Source organism: Hydrogenophaga sp., assembly GCF_041913525.1.
Lineage (GTDB): Bacteria > Pseudomonadota > Gammaproteobacteria > Burkholderiales > Burkholderiaceae_C > Hydrogenophaga.
In genome coordinates, this window is sequence record NZ_JAYSFD010000004.1 from 242,670 (window position 1) to 268,400 (window position 25,731).

Consider the following 25,731-nt stretch of genomic DNA (forward strand, 5'->3'; position numbering starts at 1 on the left):
AAGGGCCTCATGGTGTGGTGGCCGCCAGTTGGGGCACGAGCACGCGCAAGGTCAGACCTCGGCGCAGGCCGTCAGCAAACCCCTGTCCGCCTCCGCTGAAACAGGTGGAAGCCAGCGAGGTCGCCGGCGGCTCGTTGGATGGCGCAATGCCCTGCCACACCACGACGACGTAGAAATCGGCCAAGGCGCCAGCCTGCGGCGTGGCCGGTCGGATCACACAACCCCTGGCCCCGATCATGCCGCCCAAGGTGCTGGTGCCAGCCAGCGAGGCGCCCCGCAGCGCGTCTCCCCAGGCGCACATGGCTGTTTCGGCTGCATTGGCCGGTGGCGTGGAGCAGGTGACGTTGCCATCGACGCCCACATAAACCGATCCGTCCGTTGAGCTCAATGCCGGATCAGCAAAGTTGGTGCGCAATGCACGGGATGCGCGCAGGACGCTCTCCATCTCGCGGGCCAGCGAGAGTGCTTGGCTGCGCTGGTAAGACTCCAGCTCAATGTTGGCGGCCCGGCTTTGAAGCCCGAACACGCCCAGGATGCCAATGGTGATCAGGGCAACTGTTACCAGCACCTCGATGAGAGAGAACCCTCGTGCACGGCCACGGGGAAGGGTGAGAGCCTTCATGTCGCACATGCTCCGCTTCGCGACGAGGTCTTGCCAGACGGGGTAATGGTGATGCAGCGCTTGTCGCTGGAAGACCCGTATTGCAGCTCGTAATTGCCTTCACCCGCAATCAGCCGACCGGTGCCATTGAAGGTAAAGGTGCGGGCAGCAGCATTGATGCCTTCAAACCCGGTTTCGCTGCGCACAGTTTGGCTGTTGATGACGATCGACCAGCCGTTGGAGATGTTGCTGATCGTGAAGCCCACGGAGGTGTTCCGCTTCAGGGCCTCGCTGCGCGCCAGCCAGACAGACTGGTTGACGGCCGAGGCGGCATTTGTGAGGCGCTGGTCCACGATCAGGCCGCGGAAGGACGGCGCCGCGATGGTGGCCAGGACGGCGATCACCACCATCGTGACCAGCAGTTCGATCAGTGTCAGACCGAACTGTGCTCGGCGAGGGCTGGCGATGGTGGAGTGGCCCAATTGCTTCATTTGCCCCAGTAGCCTGTCGCGTTGGGCAGCTTCGTGCCGTTGTTGGACAAAGTGATGTTTTGTTCCCCGCGCGCGGCCAGGCCTGGGGATGGTGTGGCCGTGGCCAGGAAATAAGGGGCAGGCGTACCCGATGGCGGGGTAATGGTCACCGAGAAGGTGTAGTCATTACGAATTTCTTGCGGGGCCTGGAACCGGATGGCGGTGAGGTCGGTGGTATAGGCGCGTTGGTCCAGCAGGTAGATTTGCTGGCGATTGGCCAGATCTTGCAGAGCGGTTTGGGCTGTCGCCCGTTTGCCCTTGCGCACGTAATCTGTGTAAGACGGGTAAGCGACGGCAGCGAGGATGCCAACAACGGCCACCGCGATCATGAGTTCAATCAGCGTGATGCCGCGTTGGCGGAAGGGGAGATTAATTCGGAGTGCGCCTAGCATTACTTGATGCTAAGTGGGGAGCTTCTATTTGTGACTGCCGCCGGTCTCGCTTGCGGGGCCGCCCGTCGAAGCTCAGTTTTCTGGATTGAATTCCTCAGGCTGAGAGGGGCAACGTGCCCTTTTCAATGGGCTTTCTCAGAGGCAAAACGCGTCGCTCAATCCGAAGATCAATTGATATTAAAGTGTTAATAAATTGATCAATCAGCGCTTCACTTCATCCACCAAGGCGCGGAAGTCATCAATGTCTTCAAAGCTTCGGTAAACGCTGGCGAACCGGATGTAGGCCACTTTGTCGAGCTTCTTGAGCTCTCGCATCACCATTTCACCCAGGCGGGTGGCGGGCACCTCGCGGCTGCCGAGGTTGAGCAACTTTTCCTCGATGCGTTCGATGGCCGCGTCGACCTGCTCGGTGCTGACCGGGCGTTTGCGCAGGGCCAAAGCAAAGGAGGCGCGCAGCTTGGCCGGCACGTAGTCCACTCGCCGGCCATCCTTTTTCACCACGGCCGGGAAGCTGACCTCCGGCCTTTCGTAGGTGGTAAAGCGTTTCTCGCAATGACCGCACTGCCGGCGGCGGCGGATGAAGTCGGCGTCTTCGGAGACGCGCGTTTCCACGACCTGGGTTTCAAGGTGTCCGCAGAAAGGGCACTTCATGCGCGGTCGCCGGCGGCAGGCATTACTTGTAGACCGGGAAGCGCGCGGTCAGGGCATTGACCTTGGCGCGCACGGCTTCGATGTTGGCCGCGTCGCGCGGGTTGTCCAGCACGTCAGCGATGAGGTTGGCGGTCAGTCGGGCTTCTTCTTCCTTGAAGCCGCGGGTGGTCATGGCAGGGGTGCCGATGCGAACGCCGCTGGTGACCATGGGCTTTTCCGGGTCATTGGGAATGGCGTTCTTGTTGATGGTCATGTGGGCTTGGCCCAGCACGGCCTCGGCTTCCTTGCCGGTGATGCCTTTGGCGCGCAGGTCGACCAGCATCACGTGGCTTTCGGTGCGGCCGGACACGATGCGCAGGCCCCGCTCGGTGAGCGTCTGGGCAACGACCTGGGCGTTTTTCACGACCTGCTGTTGGTAGGCCTTGAACTCGGGCGTCAGGGCTTCCTTGAAGGCTACCGCTTTGGCCGCGATCACGTGCATCAGCGGGCCACCTTGCAGGCCGGGGAAGATGGCGCTGTTGATGGCCTTCTCGTGCTCGGCCTTCATCAGGATGATGCCGCCACGCGGGCCGCGCAGGCTCTTGTGGGTGGTGGAGGTGACCACGTCGGCGAAGGGCACCGGGTTGGGGTACACGCCCGCGGCGATCAGGCCAGCATAGTGGGCCATGTCCACCATGAAGATGGCGCCGATTTCCTTGGCGATCTTGGCGAAGCGCTCGAAATCGATGCGCAGGCTATAGGCAGACGCACCGGCCACGATGAGCTTGGGCTTGTGCTCGCGCGCCTTGGCTTCCATGGCGTCGTAGTCGATCTCTTCCTGGGCGTTCAGGCCGTAGGAGACCACGTTGAACCACTTGCCAGACATGTTCAGCGGCATGCCGTGGGTGAGGTGACCCCCTTCGGCCAGGCTCATGCCCATGATGGTGTCGCCCGGCTTCAGGAAGGCGAGGAACACGGCTTCGTTGGCCGACGCACCGCAGTGGGGTTGCACGTTGGCCGCATCGGCGCCGAAAAGTTGCTTGACGCGGTCAATGGCCAGCTGCTCGGCGATGTCCACGTACTCGCAACCGCCGTAGTAACGCTTGCCCGGGTAGCCCTCGGCGTATTTGTTGGTGAGCTGGGTGCCTTGGGCGGCCATCACGGCTGGCGAGGCGTAGTTTTCGCTGGCGATCAGCTCGATGTGGTGTTCCTGGCGGGCGTTCTCGGCCTGGATGGCGGCGAACAGCTCGGGATCGGTTTGCTCAATGAGAATGTTGCGGTCGTACATGGCAGTCCTGTGAGACGTGAAACCTTGCGCGGTGACAAGGGCTGCCCAGGCGAACGGCGGGTCGCCCGGAGCGTGAGTCTGGCGGGCGGTACGCTTCCCAGTGGTTGTCCCGGCCAGTGTGCCGGGGGGCCACGTCAGCACCCAGTTGACCTGGGCGCCTATCGCCAGTTGCGTACGCGGCGAATTCTAGCCGAGCGGCCAACGGCCGCTCAGGAGTGGGCCAATGCCGCAGCGGGTCGCGTGGTGGCGCTGGGCACCACGGCCTCGATTTCTGCTCCAGGCGCTTGGGCCGGGTGAACCGGGGTGGACACGGGAATGACTGCGGGTGCCGGCATGGCCGTGCGCGGAACGGGCCTGCCCAGTGCCACGCTCTGAATGCGCAGGTGTTCGGCCATTACCTTGTTGATGTAACCGCTGCCATCGGTCGTCACTGCGCCCACATAGAGGCGCAGGCCACCTTCCACCGACCCTGCGCGGCGGATGGCGTCTTTCAGGACCTGAACCCCCACTCGCAGATTGGAAACGGGATCAAATGCGGCCAGCTGACCTCCGAAATCCTCGTATTTGTCGGTGTGCACTCGGGTGAGCACCTGCATCAACCCTTGGGCGCCCACTGGGCTTTGGGCGAAGGGGTTGAAGCGCGACTCCACCGCCATCACAGCCAGGATGAGCGTGGGGTCGAGGTTGACCTTCTCGCCCACGGTGAATGCCTCGGCCACCAGGGCGCCCAGCGGCTCGGGCGCCACGCGGTACTTGCGGCTGAGCCAGTAGGTCACCTTGGCCTGTTGTTCTGGCAGCTCGGCGGGCAGTGCAGCGGTCACCCGGTCCACCGCAGTGGGCTCAGGTTCGATATCGGCGGACCCAGCCACCGCCTCCTGGCGTTGCAGCAGCCAGCCCAGCAGTTGCTCTTCGGCCGTGGTTCGCAGGTCAGGGCGTGCACTGAGCACGACCACCGACATGGCGAGCAGCATGCCCAGCAGTGCCAGGCTGTTGTGGGTGATGTCGAAAAAGCCCCGGTACACGTCACCCAACGTGATCTTCAGGGACGCCATGGCGCGTGAGGCGCTCTTGTTCGGCGTGAATTGCATGGCAGACATGTGTCGCTCCTTTCATGGCGGATGAGACCCGGAGGTCGTGTTCCGTTGGATTGGGTCGCCATCGGCTCCGGTCGTTTGGTCGACGTCGGGGCCGAATTAGCCTCTAGCGGCAGCGTTCGGTCGGGCCCTTCCGGGCAAAACCGGCGGATAGTAGGGAGAGATAAATATCCAGTCAATGTTTTAGATGTCGTTTTTTATGAAAAAAAGTAATAAATAAAGGTGTCGTCAATGACATTGACATCGGGTTTCCCCAGGGGAAATGGCCCTTGCCTGGCTGTTTCTCCTGTGTGTCAAAAAGGCTGCCGTTTGTCGGTTGATGGCCGCCATTCGCGTTTGCCGCTAGAGCTTTTGGCGCGATCTCATCGCCCCTTGGTAGGCGATAAAAATTCCCCATGACCGTTCAGTCGCCACGTGGTTGCACCACCCGAGGCGCGGCATTAAGGTTGAGTCGCTGGTCTTCAGGACCAGCCTCAGCCGGTCAAGCGGTGACGCCGCTAACCGGCCTTTAATGGGGGCAATCTGTTGCCCCCTCGGCTGGTGGGACATCACCCTCCCACCGCCCGCCCGACGGCAAGTGCTTTAGCCCGCCGTCAACCCCGGCAAGCCTGGCTTGCCGGGGTTTCTTCATTTGGGAAGGGCACGGTGATTGGCGATACTCCTGCCCATGCGCCCCCAGACATCCCCCCTCATCACGCGGCTTTCATCCTGGCTCGCGCCCCGGCGTCGGCAATGGGGCCGACGCTTGGCGTGGGTCTCGGGGGGCCTGGTGGTTTTGTGGGCTTTGCTTGGCCTGGCCTTGCCCCCGTTGCTCAAGTGGCAGGTGGAAAAGCAGGGCAGTGCGGCACTGGGGCGTGCCGTGTCGGTGGACAAGGTGTCGCTGACGCCTTGGTCGCTGGAAATGGTGGTGGAGGGGCTGCGGGTGGCCGATGCCAGTGGCCAAGGGGAGCAGCTGGGCTGGGACCGTCTCTATATAGATGCTGAGCTGCAGTCCCTGGTGCGCTTGGCGCCTGTGCTGGACGCCATTCGGCTGGAAGGACTGCGCGTGGCGATTCGCCACCTGGGCGAGGGACGCTACGACATTGATGACGTGCTGGAGCGCCTGCAGGCCAAGCCCTCGGCACCCGACGCCGAGCCCGCCCGATTTGCCTTGTTCAACCTGGAACTGGTGGGTGGTCAGGGCACTTTCATCGATGAGCCGCTGGGGCTGACCCATCGCGTGGATGGCGTGCACCTCACCGTGCCCTTTCTCAGCAACCTGGCCTCCAAACTCGAGGTGATCACCCAGCCGCGCCTGGCGTTCACCCTCAATGGCAGCCAGTTCGATTCGGCCCTTCAGACCACGCCTTTTGCCCAGAGTCACCACACCGAGGCCAGCCTGGACGTGCCCGCGCTGGATGTCTCGCCCTACTTGCCTTATTGGCCCAAAGCCTGGGGAGTCCGGCCGCAGGCTGGCACCTTGCACCTGTCGCTCAAGGTGCTGTTCGAGCAGGCCAACGACCCGGTGGTCGTGTTGTCTGGGGGCCTGGGTCTGTCTGGTCTGAAGGTGGCTCAGCGCTTGGATGGCCAAGAACAGGACTGGCTCGCCTGGGATCGCCTTGAGGTGGGCGTGCAGCGCTTCGAGCCCTTTGCCCGCGTGCTGACGCTGGACCATGTGCGCCTGCAGGGGCCTCGCTTGGGCCTGTCTCGTGACGCCAGCGGCCGCTTGAACGTTGAGCGCTTGCTGGCTACCCTCATGCCCACTCCTCGACCTGGAGCGCAGAAGGCCGCGCCCCCCAGTGCGTCGCCCTGGCGGGTGCAGTTGGCCGAGGTGTCGGTGCGCGCGGGCGTTGTCGATTGGCGAGACGCCACCACCCGCCCAGCGGCTGCCTTGACCCTGTCTGACGGGGAATTGAGTGGAGGCCCCTGGCGCTGGCCTGAAACGGCCCCGGCCCCCTTGAGCGTTCAGGCCCGCCTGAACGGCGCCCCGGTGTTGGCCAAGGGCGATGTGTCGGACCGCGAGGCCCGTTTGCGCGTGGAGGCCGGGCCTCTGCCTTTGTCGGCGGTGGGGCCCTATGTGAAAGAAGCGCTGGTGCCCGACCTTGAGGGCCGGGCCCAGGCGGCGTTCGATCTGGTCTGGCGGGCCCCCGCTGAGGGCCGCGCCATGGCCTTGACGCTCAGTGCGCTGCAAGCGCGTGTGGACGGCATGCGCCTGAGGTCGGGGCGCGAAGACCTGGCGCAGTGGGCGCGGCTGCAGGTGGACGACGCGGTGCTTGACCTGCCTGGCCGTCGCGTGGCCCTGGGGGCGGTGACGCTGGATGGCCTGAACCTGCCCGTGCAACGTGATGCCCAAGGGCGCTGGATGGCGGAGCGTTGGTTGCCGTCCGGGCGAGAGGCGGCGCAGGCCCGTCAAGCGACACCGACTGCGGCTCCCTGGTCGGTGCAAGTGGGCAAGCTGGCCGTGAACGGCGCGCGCCTGGCCTGGACCGACCGCCTGCCAGCCACGCCAGTGCAGTTGGTGCTCAGCGAGCTGAACCTGAGCGCGCAAGGCCTGCAGCCCATGGCGGCGCGGCAGGCGGATGTGCCCATCACCTTGCAAGCGCGGGTGGCGTCAGTGTCGGCCCGGCGGGCTGAGGCCGGACGCTTGTCGGTGAAAAGTGTGGTGCGCCTGCCTTCAGCGCAAGCCGGCTGGCGCTGGAGCGGCCAAGTGCAGGCCGAGCGCCTGCCGCTTCAGGCCGTGGAGCCCTATGTCAGCGAGCGCCTGAACCTGGACCTGCAGCGCGCAGACGCGAGCTTCCGGGGGCGGGTGGAGGCGTTCCAGCACAAGCGTGGCGTGGCGGTCTCGGTGGCCGGAGATGCGGTGCTGGACGATGTGCGTGCCAGCACCCTGTCGCCGGCCGAAGACCTGCTGCTGTGGAAATCGCTGCAGTTGCGGGGGGTGAACTTCAAACTGACGCCAGACGAGCCTCTTCGCCTGGCAGTGGCCGAGACGGTGCTGAGCGATTACTTCGCTCGGGTGATCGTGGCGGAGACGGGCCGCATCAACCTGCAAGACCTGGTGAAACCAGCGCCCGCAGGTGGCGCCGACACGAACCAGCAGCCCGCCACCGCCGGGCCGCCTCCCGATATTCGCTTCGGCCCGATCAGTCTGGTGAATGGCCGTGTGCTTTTCTCTGACCGCTTCATCCAGCCCAATTACTCGGCCAACCTGAACGAACTCTCTGGAGGGATCAGTGCCTTCTCCAGCCTGCCGGCAGCCGGTGAGCAAGCGCCCGCGCTGGCCGACCTGTCGCTGCGCGGCCGAGCAGAAGGCACCGCCGCCCTGGAAATCACCGGTCGTCTCAACCCGTTGGCCAGGCCGCTCGCGCTGGACGTGAAGGGGCGCGTGCGTGACCTGGAACTGCCTCCTTTGTCGCCCTATAGCGCCAAGTACGCCGGTTATGGCATCCAGAGGGGCAAGCTCAGCGTGGATGTGGCCTACCGCATCGAGCCCAGCGGACAGTTGACCGCGAGCAACCAGATCGTGCTCAACCAACTCACCTTTGGTGACCGCATTGAAGGCAGTCAGGCGCCCAACCTGCCGGTCAAGCTGGCGGTGGCCTTGTTGGCCGACCGAAACGGTGTGATCGACATCAACTTGCCCATCAGCGGCTCGATCAACGACCCTCAGTTCCGGCTGGGCCCCATCATCGTGCGCCTGGTGTTGAACCTGATCGGCAAGGCCATCACCTCGCCGTTTTCGCTGATTGCGTCTGCGTTCAGCGGCGGCCATGCAGAACAGGGCCTGGTGCCCTTCGAGGCCGGGCGTGCCGACTTGGGCGACGCAGCGCGTGAGCAACTCAATGCCGTGGCCAAGGCCCTGCAAGACCGGCCCGCCCTGGTGCTGACCGTGGTGGGCCAGAGCGACCTGGAAGCCGAGCGCAACGCCTACCAGCGCGCCCGCCTGGACGAGCAAGTCAGGGCCGAGAAGCGGCGGGCACTTGCGCGCGCAGGGGGCGCCGTGCCCCAGCAAGTGACAGTGAGCACGGAGGAATACCCCGCCTTGCTGCGCGAGGTCTACCGCCGAGCTGACATTCCCAAACCACGCAACCTGCTGGGCATGGCCAAGGACATTCCCCAGGCAGAAATGGAAGCCTTGCTGCTGGCGGCCACGCCCGTGAGCGACAACGCCATGCGCGAACTGGCGGTGGCCAGGGCGGTGGCTGTCAAGGAGCACCTGGCCGAACAGAAGGTGCCCGAAGACCGTTTGTTTATCGGGGCGCCAGTGCTCAAGGCAGCCGATCAGGCCTGGGCACCAAGGGTCGAGCTGCAAATCGCTCCGCGCTAGGGCGTTACACCGGGGCAGACAGCGGCGACAATACGCGTTTTCGCCGGGCGCGACCGTGCAGGCCCGCACCGCCTGCCCACCGTGCCCGTCGTCTCCCCATTGCGCCCTTTTCAAGCCGCTGATCCTGCCGTGAACACGCCACCTGCCAAACCCGCCAACGCCTCCCATCCCCTCGACGCCGTCACCGGTGGCGCCTTCTCCGCGCCCACTTCTGGCGAGCGCGCCGCACGGCTGCGCGAGTGGCTGGCCACCGATCCTTCCGCCGAGTTGCTGGCCGAGGTCTACAAGGACATGGCCAACCGGGATCGCGGCGCTGCCAAGCCGGTGAAAGAAAAGCTGGACGAGATCAAGCGCCAGAAGACGCAAGAGCAGATCGCGGCCGACTGGGCGGAGAAGGCCCAGGCTTTGCTGGCGCAGTCCCGGCTGAACCTGGCCGACGCCCTGGCCTGGCAACGAGATGCGGCGCGCGCAGGTGCGCCCTTGTCGCGCGAGCCCCTGGCGGCCTTGCGCCAGTCGCTGGCCGAACGGGTGCGGGCCATTGAAGACCTGCAGCACGCCGTGCAAGTGGAGCGCGAGGCATCGGTGCTGCTGGCACAGCGCATCGAGGTGCTTTCGACCAAGCCCTGGCGCGAAGCCCAGCAGGCCGCCGATGCCCTGCGGGCCGACGTGGCGCAGTGGCAGCAACAGGCCCAGGGCCTGACCACCAATGAGCAGTGGGCCAGCGTCGAACCGAAGTTCCCGCCCATGCTCGACGCCTCTCGCCAGCAACTCCAATTGGTGTGGGACGCCTTCGAGGCAGCGCTCACCCAGGCGGTGGCCGCCGCCGAAGACCCACAGGCGGCGCTGCCTGCCGTCCCGGTGTGGGCCGATGAGCTGCGCGTGCAACGAGGCCAGGAGCCGCTGGCCGCCGCCGAACGTGCCGCCGCCGATACCCAAGCCCAGCAAGAGCGGGCCAAGCGGGTGGCCGCCGAACTCGACGCTGCTTTGACCGTGCTGGAAAAAGAACTCGCCGAAGGTCATGGCAAGGCCACCCCGAAAGCGTCGGCCGATGTGCGCGCCTTGCTCAAGGCCAATGCCCGCGTGATTTCTGCCGAACTGGAAGCGCGCGCCCATGCCGCGCTGGCCAAGGCCGGCGAACTCGAGGGCTGGCAGCGCTGGCGCGCCGACCAGATTCGCGAAGAACTCGTGGCCAAGGCTGAGGCCCTGGTGAAGGCGCCCGAAGGCCAGCGCCTGGGTGGACGCAAGATGCAGGAGACCCTGCGCGCCCTGCGTGAGCAGTGGAAGGCCACCGACCAGGGCGGTCAGCCCAACCACGCGCTGTGGAAGCGCTTCGACGAAGCGTGCAACGAGGCCCACAAGGTGGTGGAGGCCTGGCTGACCCAGGTGCGCGCGCAGAGCGAGGCCACCAAGGGTCAGCGCCTGGCCATCATCGAAGAACTTCGTGCGTGGACGGCCGCGAACGCCGAGAGCACCGACTGGAAGGGCCAGATCCGTGCGCTGCACGGCTTCTCCGAGCGCTGGCGCGAAGCGGGCCACCTGAGCGAAAAGGCGTTTGCCGACATCCAGCCGGTCTGGAAGGAGGCCATGCACGCGGCCCATGCTCGCCTGGAGGCCGCGCAGGCCGAGAGCACCGCACGCCGCCAGGCCCTGATTCAAGAGGCCCAGGCCCTGGGGGAGGCGCCTACCCTGCGCATCGACGCCATCAAGGCGCTGCAGCAGCGCTGGCAGGCCGAGGCCCACTCGGTGCCGCTGGACCGCAAGCACGAGCAAAAGCTGTGGGAAGCCTTCCGCGCCCCCCTGGACGCGGCGTTTTCTCGCAAGTCTGCCGAGCGCGAAAAGGCTGCCACCGCCCTGAGCGCGCACGACCAGCGCGTGCTGGACGCGGCGCGTGCCCTGGAGGCAGCGAGTGCCACGGGGGATGCTCAGCAGATTCGCGCCGCCATGTCAGCGCTTGAAGCCGCACTGGCCGCCGAGCCCGCGCCTCAGGGGCAGTCGGGCGAGGCCGCACCGGCTTCTGGCCCCGCCGCCGAGCCATCGGCCGATGCTGCAGCCGAAACACCCAGCCCCGCGCCGGCCGCGCCGGCTCGCAAGCTGGTGGCCATGCGTGGCGACGATCGCCCAGGCCAAAAGCGCGCCGAACCCGCTGCGCGCGATGCTCGCCGTGACGGTCGCCCCGGCCGCGATGGCCGGGATTCGCGCGACGGCCGCGACTTCCGTGATGCCCGTGGCCCCCGTGACGATCGCGCCCCGCGCGGGCCGCGTCTGGGCGATGTGGCTTTCCGCGCGCAGCGCCAAGCCATTGAAGCGGCACAGGCCAGTCTGCGCAAGCTGGCGGCCCAGGCCCACGGCGAGGTGCTGACCCAGCTCATGACCGCCTGGGAAGGCCGTGATGCCGAGCAATTGCCGTCGGCGCAGGCCCTGGGGTCGCGCTTGAACGCGGCTGACCGCGCCGCCTGGGGCAAGGCCTTGAGCCAGCCCGCGGCCGAGTTGCCTGCACAAGCCCTGTTGCGCCTGGAGATGGCGGCCGATGTGCCCACGCCGGCCGAACACCTGAGCGATCGCCGCTTGCTGCAGCTGCAGCTGCTCACCCAGCGCAACGCGCCCGCGCCCATCGACACCTGGGCGAAGGACGTCGCCGCCGTGTTGGCTGGTCGGCACGAGGCGGCCGCGGCGCGGCGCCTTCAGTCCGTGCTGAAGGTGCTGCTCAAGCGTTGAAGAACGCGTCGTAGAGGGCTCGCAGCGCCGGAAACGCCTGTTCAAAGCGCTGTGGGTTGACGAAGTAGGCCTCGCAGGTCACGGCAAAGAACTCGGCGGGGTCTTTGGCGGCGTAGTCGTCCAGCCAGGGGGGCTCGCCGCCGAAACGCTCGGCCATGCTCAGGGCTTCGCGAAAGCTGGCGTAGGCCTCTTGCATGGTGCGGCGCCAGCGTTCGGTGGCATCAAGCACCGTGGCGCAGCCCATGAAGCCGGCAAATAGCGGTGGCGCGCCGTCTGGGTGTTCGCCAAGGCGCATGCCGCGCATGTCGATCTTGTGCACGAATTCGTGGATCACCACGTTCGTGCCGCGTTCGGCCAGCGTGCCTGCCTGGGCCACGTCTTCCCAGCTCAACATCACCGGGCCGCGGTCCATGGCCTCGCCGGCGAGTGCTTCGGTGTAGCTGTGCACGACGCCGCTGGTGTCCGTCACGCGGCGCCGCGCCAGGGCGGCGCCAGGCTGCACCACGATGCCCACGAAGTCGTCGTACCAGGCCAGGGCTTGCAGCGGGTGCGGGCGAGGGCGACCATCGGTGCCGCGCATGCCCAGCAAGGGGCGGCAGGCCTGGGCCGCGATGGCCAGGGCCATTTCGTCGGTCACCGCAAGGCCGTGGGCGCCGTGAAACTCCTTCTCGGCCAGAAAGGCCGCCGACAGCGACTTCAGGCGCTGGCGATCGGGTTCATCCAGGCATGACAAGAAAGGGTAGTGCGCCAAGGTGCGTCGCCACAGCGCCTCGGGCACCTCGGGAATGGCTTGCCATGCGGGGGGCAGCCAGCTCTTGAAGGTTCTCCACATGCGGGGTCAGACCGCCGGCAGGTCCAGGCGTTCCAAGCCTTGCCCGCTCAGACGCAAGACTTGCAGCCGCGCGGGGCGGGCTGTGGCGTCCCAGTCGCTCAGCACCAGGCGGCGCAGGCCTTGGCCCAGGCTGTGTTCGGCGGGGCGGTGGGTGTGGCCGTGGATCAGGATTTCGGCTGAGGCCGCCTGCAGTTGCTGGCGAACGGTGGCATCGTCCAGATCGGCCCAGAGGCTGGGGTCCGGCCCCAACTGGCGCTTGCGCGCTTCGCTTTGGGCGCGCAATTGGCGGGCCACCGCCTGGCGCTCGGCGAGGGACCGGGCCAGGAAATCTTGTTGCCAAGCAGCGGTGCGCACCTGTTGCCGAAAGCGCTGGTAATCGGTGTCGGCCACGCACCAGGCGTCGCCGTGGCTGAGCAGGTAACGCTGGCCGTGCCAGACCAGCACGGTGGGGTCGGGCAAGGCTTGCATGCCCATCTCGCGCAGCCCGTCGGGGCCCAGCAGGAAATCGCGATTGCCCGCCATGAAGAAGAGGGCGGTGTGTTCGGAGAAGCGGCGCAGTGCGGCCGCGCAGGCGCGCCAGAACGGGGGTTCCGCATCGCCCGGTGCACTGGCGCCTTGGTCCAGCGCGTCGTCGCCGATCCAGACCTCGAAGAGGTCGCCAAGAACAAAGAGCGCGTCAGGTGCGGGTGCCCGCTGGAGGTAGCGCTCGAAGGCCTGCCAGGTGGCGGGCTCGCCGGATTGCAGGTGCAGGTCGGAGACGAAATCGATCACCCGCCAGTGATCGGGGGCCCGCCATTCGTTCGGGCCGGCATGAAGGGCGGGAGAGAGGTCCGGCATGAGAAAACGCAAGGGGCCCGAGGGCCCCTTGCATCAAAGCGCAACTGCCTTTTCGATGACCACGTCGGTCTTGGGCACGTCGGCGTGGAAGCCGCGGTTGCCCGTGGGCACGCCCTCGATCTGCTTGACGATCTCGGTGCCCGAGACCACCTTGCCGAAGACCGCGTAGCCCCAGCCCTGGGCGCTGGGCGCGGTGTGGTTGAGGAAGCCGTTGTTGGTGACGTTGATGAAGAACTGTGCCGTGGCCGAGTGCGGGTCGCTGGTGCGCGCCATGGCAATGGTGTAAACCTCGTTCTTCAGGCCGTTGTTGGCCTCGTTGTTGATCGGCTTGTCGGTGGGCTTCTGGCTCATGCCCGGCTCAAAGCCGCCGCCCTGGATCATGAAGCCCGGAATGACGCGGTGGAAGATGGTGTTGTTGTAGTGGCCCTTGTTCACGTACGACAGGAAGTTCTCAGTGGACAGGGGGGCTTTCTCGGCGTCGAGTTCGAGCGTGATCACGCCCATGCCGGCGATGTGCAATTCAACTTGGGGGTTGGCCATGGTCATTTCTCCAGAGTGGCTTTGAGGATGGTGATGGGGGTTTGGGGCACGTTCTGGAACATGCCCCGGTTGCCGGTGGGCACGGCGCGGATCTTGTCGACCACTTCGATGCCGCTGACCACGCGGCCAAACACGGTGTAGCCGTAGCCGTCGGGCTTGGGCGCGTTGAGGTTGTCGTTGTTCACCACGTTGATGAAAAACTGCGACGTGGCCGAGTTGGGGTTGGACGTGCGCGCCATCGCGATGGTGCCACGGTCATTCTTGAGCCCGTTGCTGGCCTCAAGGGGCACCGGCGCGCGGGTGGGCTTTTGCTGCAGGTCGGCGGTGAAGCCGCCGCCCTGGATCATGAAGTTGTCGATCACGCGGTGGAACACGGTGCCATCGTAGTGCTGGTCGGCCACGTATTGCAGGAAGTTCTCCACCGTCTTAGGGGCCTTGGCCGAGTTGAGCTCGACCACGATGTCTCCCTGGCTGGTGCTCAGTCGAACGCGGGGAGGTTTTTCCGGGGTGGCGGCCAGCAAGGGCAGGGCCAGTGAAGCGGCGGCGAAGAAGGCCACGGTTCGTCGGCGCAGCAGCGGGAGGGACATGTCAGATGACTCCTTCAAAAATAATGGACCAGCGGTCGTTCTCGCGCACCCAGTACTGGCGGCGAGTCTGGCCGCGCACCTGGCCAGCGGCGACTTCGCCGAAGGTCACGACCATCACGTCTTCGTGGTCGCGCCAGCGCAGCATCGACCGCTCCTTCAGCCGGAGTTCGCGCACGGGCTGTGCGGCCAGTTCGGTTTCGATTCGCGGCCACCATTGGGCCAGACCACTGCCCTGTTGCTGAAAGCGCGGTGAGTAAAGCCCTTTGAGGGTGGCCAAGTCGCGTTGGCTGCGGCTGCGTCGCCAGGTTTCCAGTGCCTCTGTGAAAGCCTCGCGATCATCGGCCAGTTCAATGGGGTTCACCCATTCCAGGCGCTGCGCGATGAGCACTGGCGTGCTGCGAATTTGCACCGTGTCGAGCAGTCGCTTCAGGTCGGGGTTTGACATCACCACGCAGCCGTCCGATGCCTGGGGGGCTCGCACGAACTGGTCGGACGGCGTGCCGTGCAGCCAGATGCCGCTACCAGTCTTGCCGCGCTGTACGTCCAGTGCGTTGGGGTAGTTCAGTGGAAGGGCGCCGGCACCGTAAAGGTCGGGCAGGCTGTCCGGGTCGAGGGTGCTGGTGATGTAGTACACGCCCAGCGGCGTGCGCTTGTCGCCCTCGGTGGTCTTGTCGATGCCGGCCAGACCCACGGAGATGTAGAAGTCGGCCAGAAGGCGCAGGGCAGGGGCGCCATCGGTGTCGGGGCGGCTGCGGTTTTCGAACAGGTACAGGCGCGAGCGCGAGGCGTCCACCGCAATGGCGTGTCGGCTTGACGGCGCCAGTTCGAGAAAAGCGGATGGAATGGCGCCTTCCGGAGGTCGCTCGGCCAGGGCCTGCAGGCGCCGGCGGGATTCCTCTCGCAAGGCGGCCAACTGGTCGCGCGCCGCGACGGCCTGGGTGTCGGCCACGTCGCCCAACTGGCGAACCGGTCGTATCCGCAGGCTCAGCAGGTCACCGTGCACCAGTTGGGCCAATTGGAAGTTGGGGTGGTCGCGCACGAGCTCGGCGGAGAGTGCCAATGCCTCTTGGGTGCGACCGTTGCCGATGAGCCGGTAGATGTCGATCAGGCGCGTCTCCGCCGCTGCCAGTGTGGGCTTCACCGCCTTCCAGTGGCTGTCGTCCAGGCGAAGGCGGGTGCTGCTCAACGAGGCGGTGCCAGCGGAGGGATCTACGGCCGCCATTGCCCGCTCGATGATGCCGCGCCCCGGCGACAAGGCCATGTCGGCGCCGCGCGGATCGGGCACGGGCAGATCACGGCGCCAGGCAGCCCAGGCCGTGAGAAGGCAGATCGCGGTCAGGCATACGCCCCCCAGGCGCCGCCAGGGCAGGGTGGCGAGTGGCAGTGGGCGCGCAGTGAGCCCCGGCTGGCGGCGACGCCCCTGGACCATCAACCGCCAGTGCTCTCGCGCACGATCAGCCAGCGGTTGCCGCTCTTGACCAGGTCAAGGCGCTTGCGGCTGGTGATGTTCAGGCTGTCCGAGTTGTAGGCCTGGCGGAATTGGGCCGTGGCCTTGTCGCCGTTCACGTCGACCTTCAGGTCAGAGACGGTCACCGAGATGCTCTTGCGCGGTTCGATGCGAGAGCGGCGCTCGGCTTCCCAGGCTTTGCGGTTCTGGCCGTTGGGTGGGGTGAAGTCGGGACCATAGGCTCCGAGGTAGCCGCTCACGTCTTTTGAGGACCAGGCCTTGGCCCAGGTGTCGATGGTGTTTTGCACCTCACCCTGCGCAGCGCTGGCGGTGGGCGCGGCGGGCTGTGCCGGTGCGGCCTGGGCGGGTGCGCTGGGCTTGGCGGCAGCCGGCGCCAGCACCGCGCTGGCCGGGCGGGCGGTGGACCCGGTGCCATTGAACAGGTTGCGGATCAGGTTGAGTTTGGGGGGCACAGCGGTGTTGCCAGCGTCCAGCTGCAGGGCCTTGCTGTAGGCCTGGCTGGCGAGCTTGGCGTACACGTCACCCAGGTTTTCGTGCGCAGTGGCGTAGCTGGGGTTGGTGCGGATGGCCATTTCCAGCGCGGCGCGGGCCTTGTCGAACTGGCTGAGGTTGGCGTAGAGCACGGCCAGGTTGTTGTAGGGCTCAGGCAGTTCGGGAAAGTCTTCGGTGAGCTTGGTGAAGGTCACCAAGGCGTCCGAGGTCTTGCCGCTTTCCGTCTGGATCACCCCCTTCAGAAACCGCAACTGTGGGTCTTTGGGCTTGGCCGCCAGTGCCTGATCGGCCTTGATCAGGGCCTCGCTGTACTGGCCCGCGCGCAGCAGGCGATTGACCTCTGCTGCCTCATCACCCTGCGCCAGGGCAGGCAGAGTGAAGAAGGCCATGGCGCAAGCGGTGGCGGTGGCCAGGTGGCGCACGTTCAGGGCAAAGGAGGCACGGCGCGCGGCCTGCGGGTTGATCACGGGGTGTTGCATGGAACCTCGGAGGGCGAACCGGGCCACCACTGGCCCGCGTGGCTGGGAATCGTAGCGCAGCGCCAGCGGCAATGCCGTGCCGGGGCGGGCTGGATATACTGGCGCATTGTACTTGAGGGGTCCGGGCTGAGCGGCCTTGCCGAGCGGGCCTCCACGGGCCGCGCGCCATGCCCAGGGCTCCCGTTGTTCGCCCTCCCCATGTCCCTGAAGATTCACAACACCCTCACGCGGCGTCTTGAGCCGTTCGCGCCCCTTGAGCCCGGCCACGTGCGCATGTACGTGTGCGGCATGACGGTGTATGACCTCTGTCACCTTGGCCATGCCCGCGCCATGCTGGCTTTTGATGTGGTGCAGCGCTGGTTGAAGGCCAGTGGCTACCGCGTCACCTACGTGCGCAACGTCACCGACATCGACGACAAGATCATCGCCCGCGCCCTGAAGAACGGCGAGACCATCCAGTCGCTCACTGACCGCATGATCGACGCCCTGCACCAGGACGCCGACGCCCTGGGCATTGAGCGCCCCACGCACGAGCCCCGTGCCACCGAGTACGTGCCCGAGATGCTGGGCATCATCCGCCGACTTGAGGGCAAGGGCCTGGCCTACCGCAGCGACAACGGTGACGTGAACTACGCCGTGCGCAAATTCCCTGGGTACGGCAAGCTGTCGGGCAAGTCGCTTGACGAATTGCGCGCGGGTGAGCGCGTGGCCGTGAACGACGGCAAGCAAGACCCGCTGGACTTCGTGCTCTGGAAGGCCGCCAAGGCCGACGAGCCGAGCGAGGCCAAGTGGGACAGCGACTACGGCCCCGGCCGCCCCGGTTGGCACATTGAGTGCTCGGCCATGAGCTGCCAGATGCTGGGCGAGAGCTTCGACATCCACGGCGGTGGCGCTGACCTGCAATTCCCTCACCACGAGAACGAGATCGCCCAGAGCGAAGGCGCCACCGGTCAGCCGCTGGCGCGCTTCTGGATGCACAACGGCTTTGTGCGCGTGGACAACGAAAAGATGTCCAAGAGCCTGGGCAACTTCTTCACCATCCGCGAAGTGCTGCAGAAGTACGACGCCGAGACGGTGCGTTTCTTCGTCGTGCGAACCCATTACCGCAGCGCCCTGAACTACAGCGACGCTCACCTCGATGACGCTCGCGCGGCGCTCAAGCGCCTGTACACCGCGCTGGGCAATGGCCAGCAATGGCTCGCCAGCCACGCCAAGCCGGCTGTTCCCGTGCCCTTGGCCGAACTGGACCGCGCCGATGGCCTGGTGCAGCTGTTCATCGACGCGATGAACGACGATTTCAACACCCCTGAGGCCATGGGGCAGCTCTTCACGCTGGCCTCCGACATCAACGTGCTGGTGCAGGGCTTGCAGCAGGCGTCCGTTGATCCGGTGTGGGCCGGTGCCGCGTCCGCGTCGCTGGCGCACAAGGCGCAGGCGTTGTTGTCGCTGGGCGCGGTGCTGGGCCTCTTGCAGCAAGACCCGGTGGCCTACCTGCAAGGCGGTGGGGCGGCACAGGGGTTGGACGAAGCGGCCATCAAGGCCCAGATCGAGGCGCGTGCCGCGGCCAAAAAAGCCAAGAACTTCGCCGAGGCTGACCGCATTCGGCAGGCGCTGCTGGAGCAGGGGGTCGTGCTCAAGGACGGCCCGGGCGGCACCACCTGGGAGCGTGCCTGATGGTGGGTGTGGTGTTGCCCGAGTTCGGGCCCGATGCGCCAGCTTATTGGCAGGACGCTTGTCGCCATCTGGTCAAGCGTGACCGCGTGATGAAGAAGCTCATCCCCCAGCACGCAGGCGTGTGCCTGCAGTCGCGCGGGGACGCTTTCGTCACGCTGGCGCGCAGCATCGTGGGACAGCAAATCTCGGTGAAGGCCGCGCAGTCGGTGTGGGAGCGCTTCGCGGCGCTGCCGCGCAAGATGACGCCCCAGCACGTGCTCAAGCTCAAAGTGGACGACATGCGAGCCAGTGGCTTGTCGGCCCGCAAGGTGGAGTACCTGGTGGACCTGGCGCTGCACTTCGCCAACGACCAGGTGCACGTGAAGCAGTGGGAATCGATGGACGATGAGGCCATCATTGCCGAGCTGGTGGCCATTCGTGGCATTGGTCGCTGGACGGCCGAGATGTTCCTGATTTTTCACCTCATGCGCCCCAACGTGCTTCCCCTGGATGACGTGGGCCTTCAGCACGGCATCAGCCGCGCCTACTTCTCGGGCGAGCCAGTGAGCCGCAGCGAGATCCGCGAGGTGGCCGCTTCATGGGCCCCTTACTGCAGCGTTGCCACTTGGTATATTTGGCGGTCGCTGGATCCGGTGCCGGTGAACTACTGAGTCACCGACGTCGTTGGCATAAACAAGAGCACAGGAGTCCACCTTGGCCAAAAAGAATTTTCTCGATTTCGAGCAGCCCATTGCCGAGCTCGAAAGCAAGATCGAGGAACTGCGTTACGTGCAGAGCGAGTCGGCGGTCGACATCTCGGAAGAAATTGAGCAACTCGCCGGCAAGAGCCTTCAACTGACGAAGGACATCTACAGCAACCTCACCCCGTGGCAGATCACCAAGATCGCCCGCCACCCCGATCGGCCCTACACGCTTGACTACGTGCGCGACATCTTCACGCACTTCGTCGAGCTGCACGGCGACCGCCATTTCGCCGACGACCTGTCCATCGTCGGTGGCCTGGCTCGCTTCAATGGCATGCCCTGCATGATCATTGGCCACCAGAAAGGTCGCGACACCAAAGAGCGTGGCCTGCGCAACTTCGGCATGACCAAGCCCGAGGGCTACCGCAAGGCCCTGCGCCTGATGAAGCTGGCCGAGAAGTTCAAGCTGCCGGTGTTCACCTTTGTGGACACCCCGGGCGCTTATCCGGGCATCGATGCCGAGGAGCGCGGGCAATCGGAGGCCATCGGCCGCAACATCTTCGAGATGGCCCAGCTGGAGGTGCCCATCATCTCCACCATCATTGGCGAGGGTGGCTCCGGTGGCGCGCTGGCCATTTCGGTGGCCGATCAGGTGCTGATGTTGCAGTACTCGGTGTACTCGGTGATCAGCCCCGAAGGTTGCGCCTCCATTCTGTGGAAGACCAGCGAGCGCGCCAGCGACGCCGCCGAGGCCCTGGGCATCACGGCTCACCGCCTCAAGGCCCTGGGTCTGGTCGACAAGATCGTCAACGAGCCGGTGGGTGGCGCCCATCGCGACCACAAGCAGATGGCGGCTTTCCTCAAGCGCGCATTGAACGACGCCTGGCGCCAGGTAGCCGACCTCAAGGTTAAGGAACTGCTGGAGCGCCGCCATGCCCGCCTGGACGGTTATGGCCGCTTCACCGACACCAAGGCCGAGGCCAAAGACAAGCGCTGAGGCGCTGCAGCGCATGGCCGATCCTGCCGCGCAGGCATTGGCCGCCTGGTCCCTCCGCCACCCCTTGGCCGTCGACGGCCTGATTGGGGTGGCCCTCAGTGGTGGGGCCGATTCCACCGCCTTGGTTCACGCTGCCCAGGCGCAATGGCCAGGGCGGGTGGTCGCCCTGCATGTGCACCATGGCTTGCAGGCCGCCGCCGATGGCTTTGAGGCCCATGTGCGCGCCACCTGCGAGTCGCTGGGCGTGCCGCTTCGTGTGGCCCACGTGGACGCCCGCGCTCAACCGGGCCAAAGCCCGGAGGATGCGGCTCGCCTGACCCGCTATGCCGCGCTGGCCGGCATGGCCGCCGACCTGCAGGTGGTGCTGTTGGGGCAGCACCTTGGTGACCAGGCCGAGACGGTGCTGCTGGCCCTCAGCCGTGGGGCCGGCTTGCCCGGGCTGGCCGCCATGCCCGACGCGTTCGAGCGCCATGGCGTGCGGTTTGCCCGGCCGTTGTTGTCGGTGTCAGCCGAACGCCTGCGAGAGTCGCTGAAGGAGCGCGGGTTGGCTTGGGTGGACGACCCCACCAACACAGATCTGCGCTTCACGCGCAACCGCTTGCGCCAACGCCTGCTGCCACTGTGGCTGGAGCTGTTTCCGCACGGTGCCCAGGCACTCGCTCGCACTGCCTCGCACGCAGCGCAGGCCCAGCAACTGCTGGACGACCTGGCCCGCCTTGACCTTGAGGCCCTGGGGCAGCCGCCCAGGCTCAAGGCCCTGCAGGCTTTGAGCCGAGAGCGCCAGGGCAATGCCCTGCGGTACTGGTTGCGTCAAGCCCATGGCGTGCTGCCCAGCGCGGCGCAACTCGAGGAATTGCTGGACCAGGTGCAGGCTTGTCGCACGCGTGGCCATGGCCTCCGGCTGAAAGTGGGGCCAGGCCTGCTGCTGCGCGACGGCGAGAGCCTGCGGTACACCCCCTCGGTATAATCCCGAGGTTTTGCCCGGTTTCGGCTGGGCACCCGGCCCCACGCGGCCTTTTCAGCACCCACCCATCCCGATGGCCTTGATTGTTCACAAGTACGGCGGCACCTCCATGGGGTCGACCGAGCGCATTCGCAACGTTGCACGTCGCGTGGCCAAATGGCACCGTGCCGGCCACCAAATGGTCGTGGTGCCCAGCGCCATGAGCGGCGAAACCAACCGCCTGCTGGGCCTGGCCAAGGAAGTGGCGCCCGAGAAGCCGGGCAAGGCCTATTCCCGCGAACTCGACATGCTGGCCTCTACTGGCGAGCAAGCCTCGTCGGCCCTGCTGGCCATTGCCCTGCAGGCCGAAGGCCTGGAGGCCGTGAGCTACGCCGGCTGGCAAGTGCCGATCAAGACCAACGACGCCTACACCAAGGCCCGCATCGAGTCGATCGACGACGAGCGCATTCGCGCTGATTTGGCTGCCGGCAAGGTGGTCATCGTCACCGGCTTTCAGGGCGTTGACCCGGCCGGCAACATCACCACGCTGGGCCGTGGCGGCAGCGACACCTCGGCCGTGGCCGTGGCCGCCGCGCTCAAGGCGGCAGAGTGCCTGATCTACACCGACGTGGACGGCGTGTACACCACCGATCCCCGCGTGGTGCCCGAGGCCCGCCGCCTGCTTCGCGTGAGCTTTGAAGAGATGCTGGAGATGGCCAGCATGGGCAGCAAGGTGCTGCAGATCCGCTCGGTGGAATTCGCCGGCAAGTACAAGGTGCCGCTGCGTGTGCTCTCCAGCTTCACGCCCTGGGACATCGACCTGAACGAAGAAGCCAGCTCTGGCACCCTGATCACTTTTGAGGAAGACGAAACCATGGAACAAGCCGTCGTTTCCGGCATTGCGTTCAACCGCGACGAGGCCAAGATCTCTGTGCTGGGCGTGCCCGACAAGCCTGGCATTGCCGCCCAGATTCTGGGTGCGGTGGCCGACGCCAACATCGAAGTTGACGTGATCATTCAGAACGTGAGCAAAGACGGCAAGACCGACTTCAGCTTCACCGTTAACCGCAACGAATACCAGAAAACCATGGACTTGCTGAAGTCCAAGGTGGTGCCGGCGCTGGGTGCGGCCGATGTGGTGGGCGACGTGCGCATCTGCAAGGTGAGCATCGTGGGCATTGGCATGCGCAGCCACGTTGGCGTGGCCAGCCGCATGTTCCGTTGCCTGAGCACCGAGGGCATCAACATCCAGATGATCTCCACCTCCGAGATCAAGACCTCGGTCGTGATCGACGAGAAGTACATGGAGCTGGCCGTGCGCGCGCTGCACCGCGAGTTTGACCTGGACCAGGACGCCGACGCGATCAAGGCCTGATCCACCGCCGCCAAAAGGCCCCAATTTTTGAGGCATAATACGCGGCTTCTGGAGTGATGACCGAGTGGCCGAAGGTGCTCCCCTGCTAAGGGAGTATGGGGTGTAGAGCCTCATCGAGGGTTCGAATCCCTCTCACTCCGCCAGTAAGTCTAGGGCTCCCGCAGTGCGGGGGCCCTTTTTCTTTCCGGAGCCCCATTTCTCGCGGGCTCCCAGCCGGATCCAGTTTCTCTGCTGGCTCTCCCCGGGCAGCTTTGCCCCTTCTTTTCTCGACGCATTCTCTGCTGGCGATTTTGTCCAGTGAGGCTTTTGCCTTTTCGGTCGAACCGCACCAAAGAAAACGGGGCGCATTTGCGCCCCGTTTGTTTTCCTGACCCTCCGGCCTGTTCAGGTCATGCCCAGTGCCTGGCGCTGCTCGTCCCAGTCCATGGGCAGCGGCATTGCCTGCATCAGCTTTGAGGCATTCAGGTCGGCCGGATGATCCCCCGTTGCAATGGCCTGGGTGATGTCAGGGGCCAAGAGCGCCAGGTGCACCATGCGGGTCACATAGCCTGGCGAGACCTTCTCCTCCTGCGCAATTTCCCCGATACCTTGCCCCTGGAATGTCAGCCGCTGCAGCCACTCTCGTGCCTTGCTCATCAGACTGATCAGGGTCTGATCCGGCTCACGCGCAGGAGGCGCATCAGGTCCGCCAATCACCAAGCGAACCGCCATGCCGCAGCGCTTGCGCTGCGCCTGCACTGTGATCTCGACGAACTCGTTGGCTGTCCCTGCCTTCACGATGCCGGACCCCACCAGATCCACCGCAATCCGAATCGAGTTCGGTCCCACCTCGACCGCCTCAACGCATTGGCCAAGGTGATCCCGGGCGTTTTGAGCCAGTGCCACCGCCAATTGCTTGGCCGCAGCAATTGCACCGCTGGCTGCGCGCGCGTCGGCCCAGCCCACGGCATCCACCACCTGCTTCTGATCAGAGGCCCAGTTCATGACCGCTTTCACCACCATCTGCTCGACCTCGTTGGCCGGCAGCCGGATCGGCTCGCCTGGATCCTCTATTGGGGTCACGTAGTAACGGTATCGCTTGTTGCCCTTGCGCGTGTGCGAAGGAATCAGGCGCCGCCCGGTTTCATCAACGAGCTTGCCGCTCAGAAGACTGGGATTGGCTGCATGGGACTTGGATTTGTGCCCGTTTCGATTGGCCTCCAGGCGGTCTTGCACCGCTTTCCATAGGCTCTCGTCAATGATGGCGGGATGCTGTCCAGGATGAACCTCACCCTTGTGCACCATCAGGCCGATGTAGACCGGGTTGCTGAGGACGCGATACAGGTGGCCGCGACTGAAGGGCTTGTTGCCTCCGAAGCCCTCGCGCTTGTGATTGCGCACAGGAGTGAGCCAGCCCCGTGCTTGCAGCTCTTCACTGAGCTGGCGAACGCCGTTGAGCTTGAGGTACAGCTCAAAGATCTCGCGGATCCGGCTGGCATGGGGCTCTTCGGGCTCCAACGTTCGTCCCTTGGCTTGGTACCCCACCGGAACCAAACCTCCCATCCAGAGGCCCTTGCGCTTGGAGGCGGCAATCTTGTCCCGGATCCGTTCGCCGGTCACTTCACGCTCGAACTGCGCGAACGACAGCAACACATTGAGAGTAAGTCGCCCCATGGAAGTCGTGGTGTTGAACTGCTGGGTCACCGAGACAAACGAGACCCCCTTGGCGTCAAACAGCTCCACCAGTTTGGCGAAGTCGGCAAGTGAACGGGTCAGGCGGTCAACCTTATAGACCACGATCACCTTGATCTTGCCGGCCTCAATGTCGGCAATCAGGCGCTGCAGGGCGGGGCGCTCGACATTGCCGCCCGAGAAGCCGCCGTCGTCGTAGGCAGTCGGCAGCAAGGTCCAGCCCAGGCTCTTCTGGCTCAGAACAAAGGCCTCGCATGCCTCGCGCTGAGCGTGCAGGGAATTGAAGTCCTGCTCCAGACCCTCCTCCGATGACTTGCGCGTGTAGATGGCGCAGGCCAATGTCGGTACCTGCGCAGAGCCGGAGAACGAAAAACCAGCTTTCTTCACCATCAGTGGCGCACCCCGAAGAAAGCTGGCCCAGACCAGGGGGTGCCAGTGATGGCACGCGCCACTGCGCTCAGGCTCGTGTAGGTCTTGCCTTGGTGCTCAAAGCCCTTGGGCAAGACGAGCACTTCATGTGTTTGGCCCCGCCATTCGCGCAGCAGGCGTGTGCCTGCTGTCAGCAATGCGGTACGGCGAGCACCAGCAGGTCGCAGGGCGAGATTCAGGTGATTCGCGCTCTTGGAAGCACCCGCCTCGCGGCCAAGGGCTTCATCTTGAACGTGCCAGGCCAGTACCCGGCGCAGCAAGGCGACTTGCACGTGGGCGGGCGGTTCACGGTCGAACAGCGATTGCCAACGTTGCACGAGGGCAGTGCGATCTGCGCTGACGATCTGATCCAGCGTGTTCATGGGGCCACGTCCTCCACGATGCGGTAGACGCGAACACCGTCAATGGATCGCTGCTGCACGTCCAAACCCAGGCGCTTGCGCAGCGAGCCGCTGATCATGCCGCGCACGGTGTGGCGCTGCCAGCCGGTGAGGGCGATCATCTGCGCCATGGTGGCTCCAGGATCGGAGCGCAATAGGGCGATGAGCTGGGCTTGTTTGCTCTGGGCCGGCAGAGAGGAGGGCTCGGTCGATGTTGCCGCGGACTCGGGCGCGGCGGGCGGGACTGAGGCAGCTGGCGAAGCCTTGACGGCGGGAGCCTTGGATCTGCCGGCGGCTGTCTTGGCTCCAGAGGTCTTGGGATTGGAGGTGGGCTTTCGCGTGGAGGTGTTGGGCTTCCTCGCGGAAGATTTGGTCGCGACTGTTTTGAGTTTCGATGGCGTAGAGGCGTTGCGTTTCATTTCTTGCTCCCGTGCCAAAAAGGCACGGCGGCAGTAACGCTCTACTTCGCGAGCCGATCAACTACTTCGCCAAGTGGCCGTGTCATTTGGTCATGATCCGCGTTTATGGCTTGCTACCCAGGTGATGGTGTTGCATGGGGTGCAAGGGGTAGCGAGTTCGAATCCCGCCACGCCGACCAGTGATACGAAAGCCCGGTACCGAAAGGTATCGGGCTTTTTCGTTTCTTGCGCCCGTGATTTTAAAAAAAGTCCAAATAAATCAATGGGTTACGTTTGTCGGCAGAGTGGTGTCCGTACCCCTGGGCTTGTGGCTGTGACCTGCCCCCTTTAGACGTACCAGTGTTGAGTTAGCGAGTCCAAGGTTGTGGA

General features: G+C 65.3%; 22 protein-coding genes, 1 tRNA gene and 1 riboswitch. Of the genes, 8 read left to right on the plus strand and 15 right to left on the minus strand.

What is annotated here, in order from left to right:
- Nucleotides 1-7: 7 nt before the first annotated feature.
- The 6 genes from pilV to ACE3RQ_RS07975 form a co-directional block, all read right to left on the minus strand.
- Entirely contained in the window at nucleotides 8-622 is a 615-nt protein-coding gene (gene pilV, locus ACE3RQ_RS07950) for a type IV pilus modification protein PilV (protein ID WP_374521423.1), read from the minus strand.
- Nucleotides 619-1,092: a GspH/FimT family pseudopilin gene (locus ACE3RQ_RS07955; protein ID WP_374521424.1), complete on the minus strand. Its 474-nt coding sequence runs from the start codon at nucleotides 1,090-1,092 to the stop codon at nucleotides 619-621. The genes pilV and ACE3RQ_RS07955 overlap by 4 nt, the downstream gene beginning before the upstream one ends.
- Nucleotides 1,089-1,523: a type IV pilin protein gene (locus ACE3RQ_RS07960; RefSeq protein ID WP_374521425.1), complete on the minus strand. Its 435-nt coding sequence runs from the start codon at nucleotides 1,521-1,523 to the stop codon at nucleotides 1,089-1,091. Before ACE3RQ_RS07960 ends, ACE3RQ_RS07955 begins: the two co-directional genes overlap by 4 nt.
- A gap of 201 nt (nucleotides 1,524-1,724) precedes the next feature.
- Nucleotides 1,725-2,174, minus strand: coding sequence for a transcriptional regulator NrdR (gene nrdR / locus ACE3RQ_RS07965; protein ID WP_374521426.1), 450 nt, complete (start codon nucleotides 2,172-2,174; stop codon nucleotides 1,725-1,727).
- Nucleotides 2,175-2,196: 22 nt separating this feature from the next.
- Complete coding sequence (gene glyA, locus ACE3RQ_RS07970; protein ID WP_374521427.1) at nucleotides 2,197-3,441, minus strand: serine hydroxymethyltransferase; 1,245 nt, start codon at nucleotides 3,439-3,441, stop codon at nucleotides 2,197-2,199.
- 36 nt (nucleotides 3,442-3,477) lie between these two features.
- A riboswitch (ZMP/ZTP riboswitch) is annotated at nucleotides 3,478-3,623 on the minus strand.
- Between the two features lie 27 nt (nucleotides 3,624-3,650).
- A complete protein-coding gene (locus ACE3RQ_RS07975; RefSeq protein WP_374521428.1) occupies nucleotides 3,651-4,538 on the minus strand; it encodes a lytic transglycosylase domain-containing protein in 888 nt (295 codons plus the stop codon).
- A 796-nt stretch (nucleotides 4,539-5,334) separates the two neighbouring features.
- Between ACE3RQ_RS07975 and ACE3RQ_RS07980 the strand changes: the two genes are divergently transcribed.
- Together ACE3RQ_RS07980 and ACE3RQ_RS07985 are read left to right on the plus strand one after the other, a co-directional pair.
- Nucleotides 5,335-8,841, plus strand: a complete 3,507-nt coding sequence (locus tag ACE3RQ_RS07980) for a DUF748 domain-containing protein (RefSeq protein ID WP_374521429.1) — start codon at nucleotides 5,335-5,337, stop codon at nucleotides 8,839-8,841.
- A gap of 129 nt (nucleotides 8,842-8,970) precedes the next feature.
- Complete coding sequence (locus tag ACE3RQ_RS07985) at nucleotides 8,971-11,556, plus strand: DUF349 domain-containing protein (RefSeq protein WP_374521430.1); 2,586 nt, start codon at nucleotides 8,971-8,973, stop codon at nucleotides 11,554-11,556.
- Here ACE3RQ_RS07985 and ACE3RQ_RS07990 read toward each other — a convergent pair.
- From ACE3RQ_RS07990 to ACE3RQ_RS08015, 6 genes are all read right to left on the minus strand, one after another.
- A complete protein-coding gene (locus tag ACE3RQ_RS07990) occupies nucleotides 11,546-12,388 on the minus strand; it encodes a zinc-dependent peptidase (RefSeq protein WP_374521431.1) in 843 nt (280 codons plus the stop codon). The genes ACE3RQ_RS07985 and ACE3RQ_RS07990 overlap by 11 nt on opposite strands.
- Before the next feature lie 6 nt (nucleotides 12,389-12,394).
- The gene (locus tag ACE3RQ_RS07995; RefSeq protein ID WP_374521432.1) at nucleotides 12,395-13,225 is read right to left on the minus strand and encodes a UDP-2,3-diacylglucosamine diphosphatase; all 831 of its coding nucleotides are present in this window, start codon (nucleotides 13,223-13,225) and stop codon (nucleotides 12,395-12,397) included.
- Nucleotides 13,226-13,258: 33 nt separating this feature from the next.
- Nucleotides 13,259-13,765 carry a peptidylprolyl isomerase gene (locus tag ACE3RQ_RS08000; RefSeq protein WP_374521433.1) on the minus strand — a complete coding sequence of 169 codons (507 nt, stop codon included), beginning with the start codon at nucleotides 13,763-13,765 and terminating at the stop codon, nucleotides 13,259-13,261.
- Nucleotides 13,766-13,767: 2 nt separating this feature from the next.
- On the minus strand, nucleotides 13,768-14,352 hold the full coding sequence (locus tag ACE3RQ_RS08005; protein ID WP_374521434.1) for a peptidylprolyl isomerase: 585 nt from the start codon (nucleotides 14,350-14,352) through the stop codon (nucleotides 13,768-13,770).
- Between the two features lies 1 nt (nucleotide 14,353).
- Nucleotides 14,354-15,637, minus strand: coding sequence for a murein L,D-transpeptidase family protein (locus ACE3RQ_RS08010; RefSeq protein WP_374521435.1), 1,284 nt, complete (start codon nucleotides 15,635-15,637; stop codon nucleotides 14,354-14,356).
- Between the two features lie 143 nt (nucleotides 15,638-15,780).
- The gene (locus ACE3RQ_RS08015; protein WP_374521454.1) at nucleotides 15,781-16,701 is read right to left on the minus strand and encodes a tetratricopeptide repeat protein; all 921 of its coding nucleotides are present in this window, start codon (nucleotides 16,699-16,701) and stop codon (nucleotides 15,781-15,783) included.
- Nucleotides 16,702-16,989: 288 nt separating this feature from the next.
- Here ACE3RQ_RS08015 and cysS point away from each other — a divergent pair, with 288 nt between their 5' ends.
- From cysS to ACE3RQ_RS08045, 6 genes are all read left to right on the plus strand, one after another.
- On the plus strand, nucleotides 16,990-18,465 hold the full coding sequence (gene cysS, locus ACE3RQ_RS08020) for a cysteine--tRNA ligase (protein WP_374521436.1): 1,476 nt from the start codon (nucleotides 16,990-16,992) through the stop codon (nucleotides 18,463-18,465).
- Nucleotides 18,465-19,115, plus strand: coding sequence for a DNA-3-methyladenine glycosylase (locus ACE3RQ_RS08025; RefSeq protein WP_374521437.1), 651 nt, complete (start codon nucleotides 18,465-18,467; stop codon nucleotides 19,113-19,115). The genes cysS and ACE3RQ_RS08025 overlap by 1 nt, the downstream gene beginning before the upstream one ends.
- A 43-nt stretch (nucleotides 19,116-19,158) precedes the next feature.
- The gene (locus ACE3RQ_RS08030; RefSeq protein WP_374521438.1) at nucleotides 19,159-20,145 is read left to right on the plus strand and encodes an acetyl-CoA carboxylase carboxyltransferase subunit alpha; all 987 of its coding nucleotides are present in this window, start codon (nucleotides 19,159-19,161) and stop codon (nucleotides 20,143-20,145) included.
- A gap of 13 nt (nucleotides 20,146-20,158) precedes the next feature.
- Nucleotides 20,159-21,112: a tRNA lysidine(34) synthetase TilS gene (gene tilS, locus ACE3RQ_RS08035; protein ID WP_374521439.1), complete on the plus strand. Its 954-nt coding sequence runs from the start codon at nucleotides 20,159-20,161 to the stop codon at nucleotides 21,110-21,112.
- A 70-nt stretch (nucleotides 21,113-21,182) separates the two neighbouring features.
- The gene (locus tag ACE3RQ_RS08040) at nucleotides 21,183-22,463 is read left to right on the plus strand and encodes an aspartate kinase (protein WP_374521440.1); all 1,281 of its coding nucleotides are present in this window, start codon (nucleotides 21,183-21,185) and stop codon (nucleotides 22,461-22,463) included.
- Between the two features lie 50 nt (nucleotides 22,464-22,513).
- Nucleotides 22,514-22,606 (plus strand) — tRNA-Ser (locus ACE3RQ_RS08045).
- Between the two features lie 241 nt (nucleotides 22,607-22,847).
- Here ACE3RQ_RS08045 and ACE3RQ_RS08050 read toward each other — a convergent pair.
- The 3 genes from ACE3RQ_RS08050 to ACE3RQ_RS08060 are packed head-to-tail and all read right to left on the minus strand — an operon-like array spanning nucleotide 22,848 to nucleotide 25,362.
- A complete protein-coding gene (locus tag ACE3RQ_RS08050) occupies nucleotides 22,848-24,524 on the minus strand; it encodes a recombinase family protein (RefSeq protein ID WP_374521441.1) in 1,677 nt (558 codons plus the stop codon).
- Entirely contained in the window at nucleotides 24,524-24,925 is a 402-nt protein-coding gene (locus ACE3RQ_RS08055) for a DUF2924 domain-containing protein (RefSeq protein ID WP_374521442.1), read from the minus strand. The genes ACE3RQ_RS08050 and ACE3RQ_RS08055 overlap by 1 nt, the downstream gene beginning before the upstream one ends.
- Nucleotides 24,922-25,362, minus strand: a complete 441-nt coding sequence (locus ACE3RQ_RS08060) for a DUF3489 domain-containing protein (protein ID WP_374521443.1) — start codon at nucleotides 25,360-25,362, stop codon at nucleotides 24,922-24,924. Before ACE3RQ_RS08060 ends, ACE3RQ_RS08055 begins: the two co-directional genes overlap by 4 nt.
- Nucleotides 25,363-25,731: the final 369 nt, after the last annotated feature.

Excerpts from the sequence above, each read along its gene's own strand:
- ACE3RQ_RS08015 (WP_374521454.1), bottom strand. The coding sequence starts at position 16,701 with ATGGCCTTCTTCACTCTGCCTGCCCTGGCGCAGGGTGATGAGGCAGCA.
- ACE3RQ_RS08050 (WP_374521441.1), bottom strand. The coding sequence starts at position 24,524 with ATGGTGAAGAAAGCTGGTTTTTCGTTCTCCGGCTCTGCGCAGGTACCG.
- ACE3RQ_RS08060 (WP_374521443.1), bottom strand. The coding sequence starts at position 25,362 with ATGAAACGCAACGCCTCTACGCCATCGAAACTCAAAACAGTCGCGACC.
- ACE3RQ_RS07955 (WP_374521424.1), bottom strand. The coding sequence starts at position 1,092 with ATGAAGCAATTGGGCCACTCCACCATCGCCAGCCCTCGCCGAGCACAG.
- ACE3RQ_RS07995 (WP_374521432.1), bottom strand. The coding sequence starts at position 13,225 with ATGCCGGACCTCTCTCCCGCCCTTCATGCCGGCCCGAACGAATGGCGG.
- nrdR (WP_374521426.1), bottom strand. The coding sequence starts at position 2,174 with ATGAAGTGCCCTTTCTGCGGACACCTTGAAACCCAGGTCGTGGAAACG.
- ACE3RQ_RS08005 (WP_374521434.1), bottom strand. The coding sequence starts at position 14,352 with ATGTCCCTCCCGCTGCTGCGCCGACGAACCGTGGCCTTCTTCGCCGCC.
- ACE3RQ_RS07960 (WP_374521425.1), bottom strand. The coding sequence starts at position 1,523 with ATGCTAGGCGCACTCCGAATTAATCTCCCCTTCCGCCAACGCGGCATC.
- ACE3RQ_RS08000 (WP_374521433.1), bottom strand. The coding sequence starts at position 13,765 with ATGGCCAACCCCCAAGTTGAATTGCACATCGCCGGCATGGGCGTGATC.
- ACE3RQ_RS08055 (WP_374521442.1), bottom strand. The coding sequence starts at position 24,925 with ATGAACACGCTGGATCAGATCGTCAGCGCAGATCGCACTGCCCTCGTG.
- ACE3RQ_RS08025 (WP_374521437.1), top strand. The coding sequence starts at position 18,465 with ATGGTGGGTGTGGTGTTGCCCGAGTTCGGGCCCGATGCGCCAGCTTAT.
- ACE3RQ_RS07975 (WP_374521428.1), bottom strand. The coding sequence starts at position 4,538 with ATGTCTGCCATGCAATTCACGCCGAACAAGAGCGCCTCACGCGCCATG.
- ACE3RQ_RS08040 (WP_374521440.1), top strand. The coding sequence starts at position 21,183 with ATGGCCTTGATTGTTCACAAGTACGGCGGCACCTCCATGGGGTCGACC.
- tilS (WP_374521439.1), top strand. The coding sequence starts at position 20,159 with ATGGCCGATCCTGCCGCGCAGGCATTGGCCGCCTGGTCCCTCCGCCAC.
- cysS (WP_374521436.1), top strand. The coding sequence starts at position 16,990 with ATGTCCCTGAAGATTCACAACACCCTCACGCGGCGTCTTGAGCCGTTC.
- glyA (WP_374521427.1), bottom strand. The coding sequence starts at position 3,441 with ATGTACGACCGCAACATTCTCATTGAGCAAACCGATCCCGAGCTGTTC.
- pilV (WP_374521423.1), bottom strand. The coding sequence starts at position 622 with ATGAAGGCTCTCACCCTTCCCCGTGGCCGTGCACGAGGGTTCTCTCTC.
- ACE3RQ_RS07990 (WP_374521431.1), bottom strand. The coding sequence starts at position 12,388 with ATGTGGAGAACCTTCAAGAGCTGGCTGCCCCCCGCATGGCAAGCCATT.